General features: G+C 70.6%; 16 protein-coding genes. 7 read left to right on the forward strand and 9 right to left on the reverse strand.

All coding sequences use genetic code 11. The annotated features are described in order from the left end of the window. Positions 1-80 precede the first annotated feature (80 nt). Both ABZ208_RS15960 and ABZ208_RS15965 read right to left on the reverse strand, forming a co-directional pair. Positions 81-590 (reverse strand): hypothetical protein, encoded by a 510-nt coding sequence (locus ABZ208_RS15960; protein ID WP_356910086.1) that lies wholly within the window; start codon positions 588-590, stop codon positions 81-83. A 28-nt stretch (positions 591-618) separates the two neighbouring features. Then, complete coding sequence (locus ABZ208_RS15965) at positions 619-1,734, reverse strand: magnesium and cobalt transport protein CorA (RefSeq protein WP_356910087.1); 1,116 nt, start codon at positions 1,732-1,734, stop codon at positions 619-621. Between the two features lie 446 nt (positions 1,735-2,180). Here ABZ208_RS15965 and ABZ208_RS15970 point away from each other — a divergent pair, with 446 nt between their 5' ends. From ABZ208_RS15970 to ABZ208_RS15985, 4 genes are all read left to right on the forward strand, one after another. Then, entirely contained in the window at positions 2,181-2,777 is a 597-nt protein-coding gene (locus ABZ208_RS15970; RefSeq protein ID WP_356910088.1) for a suppressor of fused domain protein, read from the forward strand. Between the two features lie 133 nt (positions 2,778-2,910). Further along, positions 2,911-3,549 carry a DUF6758 family protein gene (locus ABZ208_RS15975; RefSeq protein WP_356910089.1) on the forward strand — a complete coding sequence of 213 codons (639 nt, stop codon included), beginning with the start codon at positions 2,911-2,913 and terminating at the stop codon, positions 3,547-3,549. A gap of 195 nt (positions 3,550-3,744) precedes the next feature. Then, a complete protein-coding gene (locus ABZ208_RS15980) occupies positions 3,745-4,611 on the forward strand; it encodes a PHP domain-containing protein (RefSeq protein WP_356910090.1) in 867 nt (288 codons plus the stop codon). A 71-nt stretch (positions 4,612-4,682) separates the two neighbouring features. Beyond that, a complete protein-coding gene (locus ABZ208_RS15985) occupies positions 4,683-5,288 on the forward strand; it encodes a MarC family protein (RefSeq protein ID WP_328396805.1) in 606 nt (201 codons plus the stop codon). A 94-nt stretch (positions 5,289-5,382) separates the two neighbouring features. On the opposite strand, the gene ABZ208_RS15990 is transcribed toward ABZ208_RS15985, so the two are convergent. After that, the gene (locus ABZ208_RS15990) at positions 5,383-5,535 is read right to left on the reverse strand and encodes a hypothetical protein (protein WP_328396803.1); all 153 of its coding nucleotides are present in this window, start codon (positions 5,533-5,535) and stop codon (positions 5,383-5,385) included. A 175-nt stretch (positions 5,536-5,710) separates the two neighbouring features. Here ABZ208_RS15990 and ABZ208_RS15995 point away from each other — a divergent pair, with 175 nt between their 5' ends. After that, positions 5,711-6,619 (forward strand): NYN domain-containing protein, encoded by a 909-nt coding sequence (locus ABZ208_RS15995; protein WP_356910092.1) that lies wholly within the window; start codon positions 5,711-5,713, stop codon positions 6,617-6,619. On the opposite strand, the gene ABZ208_RS16000 is transcribed toward ABZ208_RS15995, so the two are convergent. Both ABZ208_RS16000 and ABZ208_RS16005 read right to left on the reverse strand, forming a co-directional pair. Beyond that, positions 6,610-7,476 carry an alpha/beta hydrolase gene (locus tag ABZ208_RS16000; protein ID WP_356910093.1) on the reverse strand — a complete coding sequence of 289 codons (867 nt, stop codon included), beginning with the start codon at positions 7,474-7,476 and terminating at the stop codon, positions 6,610-6,612. The genes ABZ208_RS15995 and ABZ208_RS16000 overlap by 10 nt on opposite strands. A gap of 467 nt (positions 7,477-7,943) precedes the next feature. After that, the gene (locus ABZ208_RS16005; RefSeq protein WP_356910094.1) at positions 7,944-9,797 is read right to left on the reverse strand and encodes a DEAD/DEAH box helicase; all 1,854 of its coding nucleotides are present in this window, start codon (positions 9,795-9,797) and stop codon (positions 7,944-7,946) included. Between the two features lie 408 nt (positions 9,798-10,205). On the opposite strand from ABZ208_RS16005, the gene ABZ208_RS16010 reads away from it, so the two are divergent. Beyond that, a complete protein-coding gene (locus ABZ208_RS16010) occupies positions 10,206-10,931 on the forward strand; it encodes a ferritin-like fold-containing protein (RefSeq protein WP_328396795.1) in 726 nt (241 codons plus the stop codon). A gap of 187 nt (positions 10,932-11,118) precedes the next feature. Here ABZ208_RS16010 and ABZ208_RS16015 read toward each other — a convergent pair whose 3' ends face one another. From ABZ208_RS16015 to ABZ208_RS16030, 4 genes are all read right to left on the reverse strand, one after another. Next, complete coding sequence (locus ABZ208_RS16015; RefSeq protein ID WP_328396793.1) at positions 11,119-11,388, reverse strand: hypothetical protein; 270 nt, start codon at positions 11,386-11,388, stop codon at positions 11,119-11,121. Between the two features lie 166 nt (positions 11,389-11,554). Next, on the reverse strand, positions 11,555-11,782 hold the full coding sequence (locus ABZ208_RS16020; RefSeq protein WP_328396791.1) for a DUF3107 domain-containing protein: 228 nt from the start codon (positions 11,780-11,782) through the stop codon (positions 11,555-11,557). A 150-nt stretch (positions 11,783-11,932) separates the two neighbouring features. Continuing rightward, entirely contained in the window at positions 11,933-12,574 is a 642-nt protein-coding gene (locus ABZ208_RS16025; RefSeq protein ID WP_328396789.1) for a TetR/AcrR family transcriptional regulator, read from the reverse strand. Between the two features lie 184 nt (positions 12,575-12,758). Continuing rightward, positions 12,759-12,980, reverse strand: coding sequence for a hypothetical protein (locus ABZ208_RS16030; protein ID WP_328396787.1), 222 nt, complete (start codon positions 12,978-12,980; stop codon positions 12,759-12,761). A 133-nt stretch (positions 12,981-13,113) separates the two neighbouring features. On the opposite strand from ABZ208_RS16030, the gene ABZ208_RS16035 reads away from it, so the two are divergent. Further along, the gene (locus ABZ208_RS16035; RefSeq protein WP_356910095.1) at positions 13,114-14,079 is read left to right on the forward strand and encodes an alpha/beta hydrolase; all 966 of its coding nucleotides are present in this window, start codon (positions 13,114-13,116) and stop codon (positions 14,077-14,079) included. Positions 14,080-14,081 lie beyond the last annotated feature (2 nt).

A 14,081-nucleotide genomic window follows, 5' to 3' on the forward strand; every position in this document is an offset into this window, starting at 1 on the left:
CTGACCAGCAGATATCGCTACTGAGGCACGGTTCACCGGGCGCCCCCAGCCAACTCAACTTTTGATCCGCCGGACAGGCCCTAGCGCTTCCCGCGGCGCTTGAAGAGCAGGCGGGGCAGGGCCGCGGGGATCGGGCGGCGTGTCGTTGCCGGGGTCGGGAGAGGCACGGCCGCCGACGAACCGTCCGGGAAGGCCGTGCCACTGTCCTGCGGGGCCAGGCGCAGCACCCGCGACTCGCGGGCCCAGCGCTGCGTCAGCTCCTCCGCGTCGGGGGCGTTCAGGCGCTTGCCCTTGAGCTCCGCGACCACCGACTCCCACGCCTCGGAGCGCGGTGCGACCTCGCTCACCCGCGCCGTCCAGGCCACCAGCCGGCCGCCCTTGTCCTTGCTGCGTACGGTGACTTCCGCCGTGCCGCCGTCCGTGAGACCGGGCAGCGGCTGCTCGCCGGGGCCGTCGCCGACGACGTACGCCGCGCCCTCGTGCCATACGTGCCACAGGGCGCGCGCCGGGCCGTCACCCCGTACCCAGATGAGGCCGGACTTCTTGGTGGCCTCCTCGACGAGCGCCCGACCGAGCAGCTGATCTGTCATGCGCGCAGCCTAACGGGAGCCGGTCGCCCTACAGCCAGCCGTTGCGCTTGAGGGTGCGGTGGATGGTGAAACAGACGGCGATGATGCCGGTGAGCACCATGGGGTAGCCGTACTTCCACTCCAGTTCCGGCATGTACTCGAAATTCATGCCGTAGACCCCGCAGACCGCCGTCGGGACGGCGATGATCGCCGCCCACGAGGTGATCTTGCGCATGTCCTCGTTCTGCGCCACCGTCGCCTGCGCCAGGTTGGCCTGGAGGATCGAGTTCAGCAGCTCGTCGAAGCCGATGACCTCCTCCTGCACCCGGGCCAGGTGGTCGGCGACATCGCGGAAGTACTTCTGGATGTCCGGGTCGACCAGCCGCATCGGCCGCTCGCTGAGAAGCTGCATCGGGCGCAGCAGCGGGGAGACGGCCCGCTTGAACTCCAGCACCTCGCGCTTGAGCTGGTAGATCCGCCCGGCGTCGCTGCCGCGCGGGCTTCCCTTGGCAGGCGCCGAGAACACGTCGATCTCGACCTCGTCGATGTCGTCCTGCACGGCCGCGGCCACCGCGATGTAGCCGTCGACGACGTGGTCGGCGATGGCGTGCAGCACCGCCGAGGGGCCCTTCGCCAGCAGCTCGGTGTCCTTCTGCAGCCCGTGCCGCAGGGCCCGCAGAGACCCCTTGCCGCCGTGCCGCACGGTGATGACGAAGTCCCGCCCGGTGAAGCACATCACCTCGCCGGTCTCGACGACCTCGCTGGTCGCGGTCAGCTCGGCGTGCTCCACGTAGTGGATGGTCTTGAAGACGGTGAACAGCGTGTCGTCGTACCGCTCCAGCTTGGGTCGCTGGTGGGCGTGGACCGCGTCCTCCACGGCCAGCGGGTGCAGACCGAACTCCGCCGCGATACCGGCGAATTCCTCCTCCGTCGGCTCGTGCAGCCCGATCCAGGCGAAGCCGCCGCCCTCCCGCACCCGCAGCATCGCTTCGTGCGGCGTCTGGCAGGACGCGCTCTCCAGCCGCGCCCCGTCGCGATAGACGGCGCAGTCGACGACCGCGCTGGAGGCGGAGGGGTCACGCGTGGTGTCGTAGCTGTTGTACGGGGTGGCGCTCTTGCGCAGGGCGGGGCGGACCGCTGCGCGCAGGTCACGGATCATCGACATGGCTGGCTCCTTCACGGAGAGGCCGTCGGCGAGTGGTGTGGCACAGCCCGGAATGAGGACGTGATGTGAGGCATACGTCCGCAAAGCGGGCGGCACCGCAGGGTCGCAGTGACGGCGTTCGCTACAGACAGGCAAAAACGAAATGCTCTTCCGTAGTGCGAAATGCCACCGGCCTCGTGCGGAAAGGCCTCAGCACACAGACCCTCGGTTCACCGGCAGAGACGGAGCGAGAATCGGTGCGGCGTGGAAGAGCTCTTGGTACTGCACGGTCGACTTCGACTCATCGCAGCCCCACCTCCTCCGGCCGGTCCCCCGTGGGGGATGACGTGTCGCCGGGACTCGAAAGCACGCTTCTGCGTACCGTCCCGACCAGCGGCCAAGACTATCAGCCGACAGAGGGGCAATCCCGTGCTTTGCCCGTTCCATACGCGCTTTATGCTCGCCGCATGGGAGATGTTCTTGCTCTGGTCGAGGCCCGGCTGCGTACGGCACTCGGCGAACCGGAGGCGCGCGCCGCGGTGACGTTCCTCGGTACGGACCGCATCGAGGTGCTCCGGTTCATGGACCGCGACGGGGACGGGGACATCGTGCGGTACGCCACCCTCGGCATGTCCGCCCACCCGATGACCGACCCCACCGCCACCCTCGCCGACCCGGTCAAGGGCCCGCGCGCCGAGCTGGTGCTCACCGTACGGGCGGGGCTCGCGGACACCGACAAGGTGCTGCGCCCGCTCGCCGTACTGGCCGCGTCCCCCCAGGTCGAGGGCGTGGTCGTGGCCCCTGGCGCGTCACTGGACGTGGGTGAACCACTGTGGCCGGGGGCGGCGTTCAGCTCGGTACTGGTCGCGGAGCCCGGCGGTCTGGTCGAGGACCTCGAACTGGACGGGCCCATGGACCCGGTGAACTTTCTGCCGCTGCTGCCGATGACCGCGAACGAGGCGGCCTGGAAGCGCGTGCACGGCGGGCAGGAGCTCCAGGAGCGGTGGCTGGCGCACGGCACCGACCTGCGCGATCCGCTGCGCAGGTCGGTCACTCTGGACTGATGACCAGCCCGGCCGGGCGGACTGGTCGGCGAGGATCGATGTGACGTACATCTGAATCGGCCGAGGGGGAGGCACGCTCCGGACGGGTGATCGTCCTTGACGCGGCGTCGGCCGGGGAGGACCGTTGACCCCTATGAGGGGCGAACCCAGTTGCCCGAAGTGCGGTGGCCGGGTGAGGGCGCCCGGTCTCTTTGCCGACTCCTGGCAGTGCGATGTGCACGGCGCCGTGTACCCGCTGCAGCCGGTGATCCCGCCCAGTGTCGAAGCCCTCGGTGTCGTCGTGCACCGCGCCCACGTACCCGTGTGGATGCCCTGGCCCCTGCCTGTGGGCTGGCTCTTCACCGGTGTCGCCTACGCCGGCGACGACCGCAGCGGCGGTCGCGCCACGGCGGTCGCCTGCTCGGGCCCGGGCCCGCTCGGCGGTATGGGTGAAGTGCTGCTGATCGCCGAGGAACTGGGCGTGGGCCTGGGGGCGCGCTATGCCGGGATGGACGGCCCCGACCCCGGCCCGCACATCCGCGTCGACCAGTCACCGCAGGCCAAGGTCCTCGCCGCCGGGCGCCCGACTCCCCTGTGGCATGTGGCGGGCGCACCCGAGGACCGAGCGGTCTTCGCGGGCGAGGCGCGTGGCCTGTGGCTGTGGGCGGTCTGCTGGCCCGAGCAGTCGGCGCTGCTGATGTACGACGAGCTGGTGCTCACGGATCTGCGGGACGCGGGTGCGGAGGTCGAACTGCTGCCGTGCGGGGCGCTGTCCCCGCGACTGCTGAGCTGAGGGCATTCCGCCGGGTCGTGCCGGGCCCGCATGCGGTGGCCCGCGTCGAGGGCCATGGCACGTCGCAGTGGGTGCCCGGAGGCGTCGTGCGCGAGGGCGACCTGTGCAAACGGCCCGCCTGTACGTCAGGGGCGGGATGACGGGCCGGTTACCCTTGACCGTCCCCTGTCCGACCCGAGCCCCGGAGTCAGCGTCGTGCGCATCGATCTGCACACCCACTCCACGGCGTCGGACGGCACGGACACCCCGGCCGAGCTGATGCGCAATGCCGCCGCTGCCGGGCTGGACGTCGTGGCGCTCACCGATCACGACACCACCCGTGGACACGCCGCGGCAGCCGCGGCCGTCCCTGAGGGGCTGACCCTCGTCACCGGCGCCGAGCTCTCCTGCCGCCTGGACGGCATCGGGCTGCACATGCTGGCGTATCTCTTCGACCCCGAAGAGCCCGAACTGCTGCGCGAGCGCGAGCTGGTACGGGACGACCGGGTGCCGCGCGCCCAGGCGATGATCGGCAAGCTCCAGGAGCTGGGCGTACCCGTCGAGTGGCAGCAGGTCGCCCGGATAGCCGGTGACGGCTCGGTCGGCCGTCCGCACATCGCCGAGGCGCTCGTCGAGCTCGGCGTCGTACCGACCGTCTCCGACGCCTTCACGCCCGACTGGCTGGCCGACGGCGGCCGGGCGTACGTCGAGAAGCACGAGCTCGACCCCTTCACGGCGATCCGCCTGGTCAAGGCTGCCGGCGGGGTCACCGTCTTCGCGCACCCGCTCGCGGTCAAGCGGGGCCGCACGGTGCCCGAGAGCGCGATCGCCGAGCTGGCCGCGTGCGGCCTCGACGGCATCGAGGTCGACCACATGGACCACGACGAGGACGTACGCGCACGGCTGCGCGGCCTCGCCGGGGAGCTCGGGCTGCTGGCCACCGGCTCCAGTGACTACCACGGCAGCCGCAAGTCCTGCCGGCTCGGTGAGTACACCACCGACCCGGAGATCTACGGCGAGATCACGCGGCGCGCCACGGGCGCTTTCCCCGTTCCGGGCACCGGGGGCACCGGCGGCGCATAGCTCCCGGGAGCTTCGCGCGTCACCCCACCATCCGCCCTTCGTACACCCCTCTTCCGGCAAGGCTCCTCACTGTGTTCGACGTTGCCGTTTTCGGCTCCTTGTTCCTCACCCTCTTCGTCATCATGGATCCCCCCGGGATCACCCCGATCTTTCTCGCCCTCACCTCCGGACGCGCCGCCAAGGTGCAGCGGCGTATGGCGTGGCAGGCGGTGGCCGTCGCGTTCGGTGTGATCACCGTTTTCGGGCTCCTCGGCCAGCAGATCCTGGACTATCTGCATGTCTCCGTCCCCGCGCTGATGATCGCGGGTGGTCTGCTCCTGCTGCTCATCGCGCTCGATCTGCTCACCGGCAAGAACGACGAGCCCAAACAGACCAAGGACGTCAATGTCGCGCTGGTGCCGCTCGGCATGCCCCTGCTGGCCGGTCCGGGCGCGATCGTCTCGGTGATCCTTGCCGTCCAGCACGCGAGCGGCGCCGCTCAGCTGACGGCGGTGTGGGCGGCGATCGTCGCGATGCATGTCGTGCTGTGGCTGACCATGCGCTACTCGCTGGTGATCATCCGCCTGATCAAGGACGGCGGTGTGGTCCTGGTGACGAGGCTGGCGGGCATGATGCTCTCCGCGATCGCCGTGCAGCAGATCATCAACGGCGTCACCCAGGTCATCCAGGGCGCCTGAGTCCCTGGCTGGCCTCCGACGCGGCGCAACGCACCAGTGCCCCCGCACGGACCATCCGTACGGGGGCACTGGTGCGTCGTGCAGCGTGTCAGGGCTATGAAGCCGTGGTTTCGGCGGGCCGGATGTAGATGCGCTGGCCGATCGAGGCGGCCTGCTGCACGATCCGGTTGACGGAGGCGGCGTCCACGACGGTGCTGTCCACGGCGGTGCCGTCGACGTCGTCCAGTCGCATGATCTCGAAGCGCACGGCTTCTCCCTTCGTCTGATCCTCCTGAAGGAGAACTGCTGACAGACGGAATTCTCCGTCCGTATACGTATGTCCACAACGGGATGCATCCTGCAAATATTCCGTACGCTAAGGAAAATTTTCGGATGCCTAACTACTGGCGGGTAGAGCCTCGGCCACGGAGAATGAGGCCCGTATGAACGACGCAGAGATCCCCGAGATCGCCGAGATCGGCGCCCGCCTGGAGCGCACCAATGAGCTCCTGCAGCGGATGCTCGCCGAGGTCGCGAAGACGCCTTCCACCCATGCCATCTTCGTCGACGCCGGTTACGTCTATGCTGCGGCCGGGTTGCTTGTGGCGGGCACGGAGGACCGGCGCTCCTTCGACCTCGACGCGGAAGGGCTGATCGAGGCCTTCATCGACAAGGCGCGGATCATCTTCGCCGACAGCCGGCTGCTGCGGGTGTACTGGTACGACGGCGCCCGGCGCCGTATCCACACCCCCGAGCAGCAGTCCATAGCCGAGCTGCCCGACGTGAAGGTGCGGCTGGGCAACCTGAACGCGAACAATCAGCAGAAGGGTGTCGACTCTCTCATCCGTACGGATCTGGAGTCGCTCGCCCGGCACCGCGCGATCAGCGACGCGGCGCTCGTCGGCGGCGACGAGGACCTGGTCTCGGCGGTCGAGGCGGCACAGGGGTACGGCGCCCGCGTCCATCTGTGGGGCATCGAGGCGGCCGACGGGCGCAACCAGGCGGAGCCGCTGCTGTGGGAGGTCGACAGCCAGCGGACCTTCGACCTCGACTTCTGCCGCCCCTACATCACGCGCCGACCCGTGACGACCTACGAGAACGAGGGCGCACCGCCGCCGTCGCGCGACGAGGTGCGGTTCGTGGGCGCGCAGATCGCCGCGACCTGGCTGGGGGAGCGGGGGAGGGCGGCCATGGCGGAACTGCTTCCCGGCCAGCCCTATCTGCCGGGCCCGGTGGACCAGGACCTGCTGATCGAGGCGGAACGGGTACTGCAGCGGTCACTACGGGGACATGCGGTGCTGCGCCGAGCGCTGCGGGACGGCTTCTGGCAGCACCTGCAGACTCAGTTCTGATCCCAGAAGGAGATCAGCGCCGCGGCCGTCTCCAGCGGGCAATCGGTGTTGGGTGAGTGACCGGCGCCCGCGATCACCGTCCGGCGGGCATCGAGCCGCTCGGCCATCTCATCGAGCAGCTGCACCGGCCAGGTGTCGTCCTCCTCGCCGGACACCACATGCTTCGGCAGCGGTCGTACGGCGGCGAGCTCGTCCACCCGGTCCGGCTCGACGAGCAGCTGCCGGCCGGTGGTGGTCAGCTGGACCGGGTTGTGGCGCAGCCAACGGCGTCGCAGATCCTCGCCGTTGCGGCCGGCCGCGGCGTCGGCCTCCGCGTCCTCGGGAACTTCCGCGGCGTCGAAGGCCTGGATGGCCTCCCAGACCTGGTCCATCGGCATGACGGCGAGCGCGTCGCCGAGCAGCTTGACCTTCTGCTGCTGGGCCGGGCTGATCTGGGCGGGCCCGGAGGACATCAGCGTGAACGTGAGGAACGGCGTGCGGTCCAACAGCACAGCGGCACGGGAGATCTGACCGCCCAGCGAATGCCCGACCAGGTGGACCGGCCCGCCGACGGCGGCCGCCTGCGCGAGGACGTCCTTGGCCAACTCCTCCTGCGCATAAGCCTGTTGATCCTCGGGGCCGGCACTCTCGTACTGCCCGCGCCCGTCGACGGCGACGGCCCGGTAACCGGCCTCGGTCAACGGCTCGAGCATCGCGATGAAGTCCTCCTTGCTGCCGGTGTACCCGGGCAGCAGCAACGCCGTCCCGCGCACGGCACCGCCGGGCCGCGCATCGAGCACGGCGAACGCCCCGCGCGAGGTGGACAGCGCATGGGCACGCGCGCAGGCGGGCGGAACGAAGGTGGGCGGCCGACTCATGTGACGAGGCTAGCGGGTGGGGCTGCGATCCAGCGGGGCGCGTGCGCCATGAGACGCCGCTCCGTGTCGGACAGCCGCGGCGCGAGGTGGTGCGGGCGCCTGGAGGGTCCGGGCATTGCCCGGGGCCGGGCGTGGTGTGGTTGCCGTACTCATCGTGGGTGCGCCGAAACCCCAGGGTGCGCGCGGGGCGGGTGAATGAGGGTTCCGCGCCTCGGCCCGCCCGCGCCGCGTCCTTGGAGGCGTCAGGACCGCGTGCAGGCGCAGTCGGGGCAGGGGACCTTCAACGGCGCGGGCGCCCGACCGTCTCCGTCTCGGCCGACGGCTGCCGGGACCGGGAGACTCCACGCGACGTGGCATGCCGCGGTGGCCGGGCCGGCGTCGCCGTGGCCCCGTCATGGACGAGGCCCGCGCCGGGACGCCGATGGCCCGGCTCCCCGTGGGGAGCCGGGCCATCGGACCGGTGCGCGTCAGCTCTCGGGCTGCGCAGCCGTGGTCGTGCGCGTGCGGCGACGGCGGGGCTTCGGCTCCGCGGCGGCCGTCTCCTGCGCCTCGCCCGTCCCGGCGACCGACTTCGCGGCAGCGCGGGTGCGGCGACGCGGCGTGACCTCTGTCCCGGCGTCCGCCGTGTCGGCCGCGGCGGCGCGCGTCCGGCGGGCCTTCGGCTCCGCCTCGGGTGCCGGGGCGACGGCCGTTTCGGCCGCCTCCACAGGCTGCTTCACCGCACGCGTACGGCGCCGCGGCTTTGCAGGGGCCGTCTCGTCGACGGACCCGGCGACCTCGGCGGCCGGCTGCTCGACGCTCTCCACGACAGCCGTCGCCTCGGCCGAAGCCTGCGCGCCCACGCGGGTGCGACGGCGGCGGCGCGGGGTGCGCGGCTCTGCCGGGGCGTCCGCCGACTGCTCCGGGGCGCTCGCCACGGCTGACTCGGCCGACTCGGCCAGTTCGGCCCCGCCGCGGGTGCGGCGGCGCTGGCGCGGGGTGCGGGTGCGCTCCGGGCGCTCCTCCCGTACCGCGGTCGCGGCGGACTTGCGGCCGCGGCCGCCCGTCTCGCCCAGGTCCTCGACCTCTTCCGCCGCAAGACCGGCGCGGGTGCGCTCGGCACGCGGCAGCACGCCCTTGGTGCCCTCGGGGATGCTCAGCTCTTCGAACAGGTGCGCAGACGTGGAGTACGTCTCGACCGGGTCGTTGAAGTTCAGCTCCAGCGCCTTGTTGATCAGCTGCCAGCGCGGGATGTCGTCCCAGTCGACCAGCGTCACGGCCGTGCCGGACGCGCCCGCACGGCCGGTGCGGCCGATGCGGTGGAGGTAGGTCTTCTCGTCCTCCGGCGACTGGTAGTTGATGACGTGCGTGACGCCCTCGACGTCGATACCGCGCGCGGCGACGTCGGTGCACACCAGCACATCGACCTTGCCGTTGCGGAACGCCCGCAGCGCCTGCTCACGCGCGCCCTGGCCCAGGTCGCCGTGGACAGCGCCGGACGCGAAGCCGCGCTGCGCGAGCTGGTCGGCGATGTCCGCCGCCGTCCGCTTCGTACGGCAGAAGATCATCGCGAGTCCGCGGCCGTCGGCCTGCAGGATCCGGGAGACCATCTCCGGCTTGTCCATGGAGTGCGCGCGGTAGACGCGCTGCGTGATGTTCGCGACGGTCGCGCCCTGGTCGTCCGGCGCGGTGGCGCGGATGTGCGTGGGCTGCGACATGTAGCGACGGGCCAGACCGATGACCGCACCCGGCATGGTCGCCGAGAACAGCATCGTCTGACGCTTGGGCGGCAGCAGCTGGATGATCTTCTCGACGTCGGGCAGGAAGCCCAGGTCGAGCATTTCGTCGGCCTCGTCGAGCACCAGCGCGCGCACGTGCGAGAGGTTCAGCTTCTTCTGGCCGGCCAGGTCGAGCAGTCGGCCCGGAGTGCCGACAATCACATCGACGCCCTTCTTGAGGGCCTCGACCTGGGGCTCGTACGCCCGGCCGCCGTAGATCGCCAGCACGCGGACGTTACGGACCTTGCCGGCGGTCAGCAGGTCGTTGGTGACCTGGGTGCACAGCTCGCGGGTCGGGACGACCACGAGCGCCTGCGGGGCCTCGGTCAGCTGCTCGGGCTTGGCCCGGCCGGCCTCGACGTCCGCGGGGACGGTGACACGCTCCAGCAGCGGCAGGCCGAAACCGAGCGTCTTGCCGGTGCCGGTCTTGGCCTGGCCGATGACGTCGGTGCCGGAGAGCGCGACGGGGAGCGTCATCTCCTGGATGGGGAACGGGGACACGATGCCGACGGCCTCGAGGGCTTCGGCGGTCTCGGGGAGAATCCCGAGATCCCGGAAAGTCATAGGCTGCGTAGTCAGGGTGTTGCCTCTTCTGTGAGACGCGGCGCGAGGCGTACGCGGGGGTCTTAACCGCACCTGAGTACTGGGCCGGCCGGGGATGGCCGGACGGTGCGGGACCACTGCCGACGCTCGAGCGCTCGTGCCGCTGAGGGGGCCCCTCATCTGCCTGCGTACGCATATCGCGCACGGTCCGCGTGGAGGGCTGTCGGGTCGGAGCCGATCGGGCCACCGACCGGGCATCCTCATTCGGATGGCCCACTGGACTCGTCGACATTCATCAACGATCAGTGGGCGCATTACCACTGTACCCCGGATTCGCGCATGTGTGTTGGGCGAATTCGTAGGAACCGCACTACGAGCATGGCTGACCAGGCCCTTCCGCCTCACGACGAGCGGGCTATTGTGCGCTTCATGGAGACGCCTGACAACGCCACTGAACACACCGGCATCGCCGCCCAGGACTGGGCTGCGGCGTCCAAGGAACCCCAGTACCGTGCCGCCGTCGTGGACCTGCTCGGCGCCCTCGCCTACGGCGAGCTGGCGGCCTTCGAGCGGCTCGCCGAGGACGCCAAGCTCGCCCCGACGCTGGCGGACAAGGCCGAGCTGGCGAAGATGGCCTCCGCCGAGTTCCACCACTTCGAGCAGCTCCGTGACCGGCTCACGAAGATCGACGCCGAGCCGGCCGCCGCCATGGAGCCGTTCGCGCAGGCCCTGGACGACTTCCACCGCCAGACCGCCCCCTCGGACTGGCTCGAGGGCCTGGTCAAGGCGTACGTCGGTGACTCCATCGCCAGCGACTTCTACCGCGAGGTTGCTGCCCGGCTGGACTCCGACACCCGTGCCCTGGTGCTCGCCGTGCTCGACGACACCGGCCACGGCAACTTCGCCGTCGAGAAGGTCCGCGCCGCGATCGAGGCCGACCCGCGGGTCGGCGGCAGGCTCGCGCTGTGGGCACGGCGGCTGATGGGCGAGGCACTGTCCCAGGCCCAGCGCGTGGTCGCGGAGCGGGACGCGCTCTCCACGATGCTGGTCGGCGGCGTCGCGGGCGGCTTCGACCTCGCGGAGGTGGGACGGATGTTCTCCCGGATCACCGAGGCCCACACCAAGCGGATGGCCGCCCTGGGCCTCGCCGCCTAGGGCGGCGCCGAGCGGCCCGGCCGGTCCGGTCCGCCGGGCCCCGGCCCGGCGTCGCCGGACGTGCCGGGTCCGTCGGGCTCTGCGGGGTGCTCGCCCGGTCCACCGGGCTCCTGCCCGGATCCGTCGGACCCGGGCAGGTCAGGTCTCTCCTCCGGCCGCTCGGCGGGCGGCCGGTCGTCGGACGGGCTCAGAAAGGGAGCGCCCGGCGCAGGCGTCGGGTGGACGGGCGGATCAGCAGCGAGAGCAGTACGGCTCCGATCGCGACCGCCCCCGCCACCACCGCCGCCTCATGACCCGGACCGATTGCCACATGGGTCACATAGGCGCCGAATAGAGTGCCGAGCGTGCCCGTGGCGAACACCACACGCCGGGCCGGGAGACGGTTGGCAAAGTGATGGGCCGCGGCCCAGGACAGGGCCAGTCCGAGCAGGACGGAACCGAGCGTTGCCCAGATCACCGATGATCACCTCGTGGACGCCGGTTGGCAGAACGGGTCGTAGCCGTAACTACCCGAAGGGTGCGGAATGCAACCCTCCCTGTTCTGCGCGAGAAACGCCCGGATCAGCACAGAAGGGCCCGGCGGACATCCGCCGGGCCCTTCTGCGTGATGCTGCTGTGCGCCGCTACAGCGCGCCGAACCCCACGCGCCGCGTCGTCGGCTCACCGATCTCGACGTACGCGATCCGGTCGGCCGGTACAAGCACCTTGCGGCCCTTGTCGTCCGAGAGGCTCAGCAGCTGCGCCTTGCCGGCCAGCGCGTCACCGACCGCGCGCTCGACCTCCTCGGCGGACTGCCCGCTCTCCAGAACGATCTCCCGGGGCGCGTGCTGCACGCCGATCTTGACCTCCACGGCTATGTCCCTCCGAACGGTCAGTGCGTTGCGCGGTCAACCGCGCCGTACGCAGCACACATTAGCCCGGAGTCAGGACGCGTCTGGTGCCCCGGGGAAACGCCAGGAGCGAACAGCCCCCGGCCGGACGGCGCCGGCGGGCGGCGCCGCTCAGTGCTGCTCGCTGCCGTGCAGCGGGAAACCGGCGATACCGCGCCAGGCGAGCGAGGTCAGCAGCTGCACCGCCTGCTCGCGAGGGATGGCCGATTCGCTGGAGAGCCAGTACCTGGCCACCACCTGGGAGACCCCGCCGAGGCCGACGGCCAGCAGCATGGACTCCTCCTTGGACAGTGCGGTGTCCTCGGCGATCACGTCGGAGATCGCCTCGGCGCACTGGAGCGAGACCCGCTCGACGCGCTCGCGGACCGCGGGCTCGTTCGTCAGGTCCGACTCGAAGACCAGGCGAAAGGCACCGCCCTCGTCCTCGACGTACGCGAAATAGGCGTCCATCGTCGCCTCGACGCGCAGTTTGTTGTCGGTCGTCGACGCGAGCGCGGTGCGCACCGCCTGCAGCAGCGACTCGCAGTGCTGGTCCAGCAGCGCCAGGTAGAGCTCCAGTTTTCCGGGGAAGTGCTGGTAGAGAACCGGCTTGCTGACGCCGGCGCGCTCTGCGATGTCGTCCATCGCGGCCGAGTGGTATCCCTGAGCCACGAAAACTTCCTGGGCGGCGCCCAGGAGCTGATTTCTGCGGGCTCGGCGTGGCAGGCGTGTGCCCCGCGGGCGCGCCGCCTCTGTCTGCTCGATGGCTGTCACGCCGCCTCCCATGTCTTGAACAAGCACAGTCGTTCCGTGCGCGCTGTGCGCCGCGCCCGCCATCGTACTTTTGGGTAACCCGGCTGTGCGTGGTGCGGACGCAGAATTTCACGGACCGGACAGTCTCGGTAGCTTCACGTTCGGGGGCATTTCCGGCACATTTCGGTGGGCAACGGGCGAGAGGTCACCGGTAGTCGTCTTCATCGAGCGTCACCACACGGGCCTGCTCGGCGGCATCCGCCTCGTTCGCGGCGTCCGGGTCGGCGCGATTCACCGGTTCGTCGCGGTCCGGCCGTATGTCGGTGTGCTGCTCGGCGGCGTCCGCCTCGGGGACCTCTTCGTCGCGCGCGGCGTCGTCGTCGTTCTCTTCTACGAAGGTCTCAGGATCGGTGGGATCGACTGACATGCGGCACCGCTTTCCATGGAGAGTGCCTTTCCTACGAGCCTAGGAGGTACTGATCCGTGGCGCTACGCGGTGTCCGGCGGCGTGTGACGCCGAACACACGGGTCATCGCGTGATCGTCTCGTAACATTGCCGCATGTCTTCGACCGAGCTTCCGGGGGCCCGCGCCATCAGCGCCGCGATGGCTCCGAAGGTTGCGGCCGTACACGTCGCCGACGGTGAGGAGTTGGGCTCCGTGGCCCTGCCCGGGCTCACGCTCACCGTCCGCTCCAGACGTCCGGCGCGCGCCGGACTGCCGCCCGCCCTGTATGTGCACGGCCTGGGCGGCTCGTCGCAGAACTGGTCGGCGCTGATGCTCCAGCTCGAGGACGTGCTGGACGGCGAGGCGATCGACCTGCCCGGTTTCGGCGACTCCCCGCCGCCCGACGACGGCAACTACTCGGTCACCGGTCACGCCCGCGCGGTGATCCGCTTCCTGGACGCCCGCGGCCGCGGCTCCGTGCATCTTCTGGCGAACTCGATGGGCGGCGCCGTCTGCACGCGTGTCGCGGCGGTCCGTCCGGACCTCGTGCGTACGCTGACGCTGGTCGCGCCTGCGCTGCCGGAGCTGCGCGTCCAGCGCTCGGCCGTGCCCACCGCACTGCTCGCACTGCCGGGTGTCGCCCTGCTCTTCAGCAGGCTGACGGAGAACTGGTCGGCGGAAGCCCGCACCCGAGGAGTGATGGAGCTCTGCTACGGAGACCCCTCACGGGTGACCGAGGAAGGCCTGCGCAACGCCGTCGCCGAGATGGAGCGGAGGATGGGGCTCCCGTACTTCTGGGACGCGATGGCCCGCTCGGCCCGCGGAATCGTGGATGCCTACACGCTCGGCGGACAGCACGGACTGTGGCGGCAGGCGGAGCGGGTGCTCGCCCCGACCCTTCTGGTTTACGGGCGGCGGGACCAGCTCGTCTCGTACCGTATGGCTCGCAAGGCGGCAGCGGCGTTCCGGGACTCACGGCTGCTGACGCTCCCGGACGCCGGGCACGTTGCGATGATGGAGTACCCCGAGGCGGTCGCCCAGGCGGTCCGGGAACTGCTCGACGAGCACGGTAGGAGCTGATC

Source organism: Streptomyces sp. NPDC006208, from assembly GCF_040613775.1.
Lineage (GTDB): Bacteria > Actinomycetota > Actinomycetes > Streptomycetales > Streptomycetaceae > Streptomyces.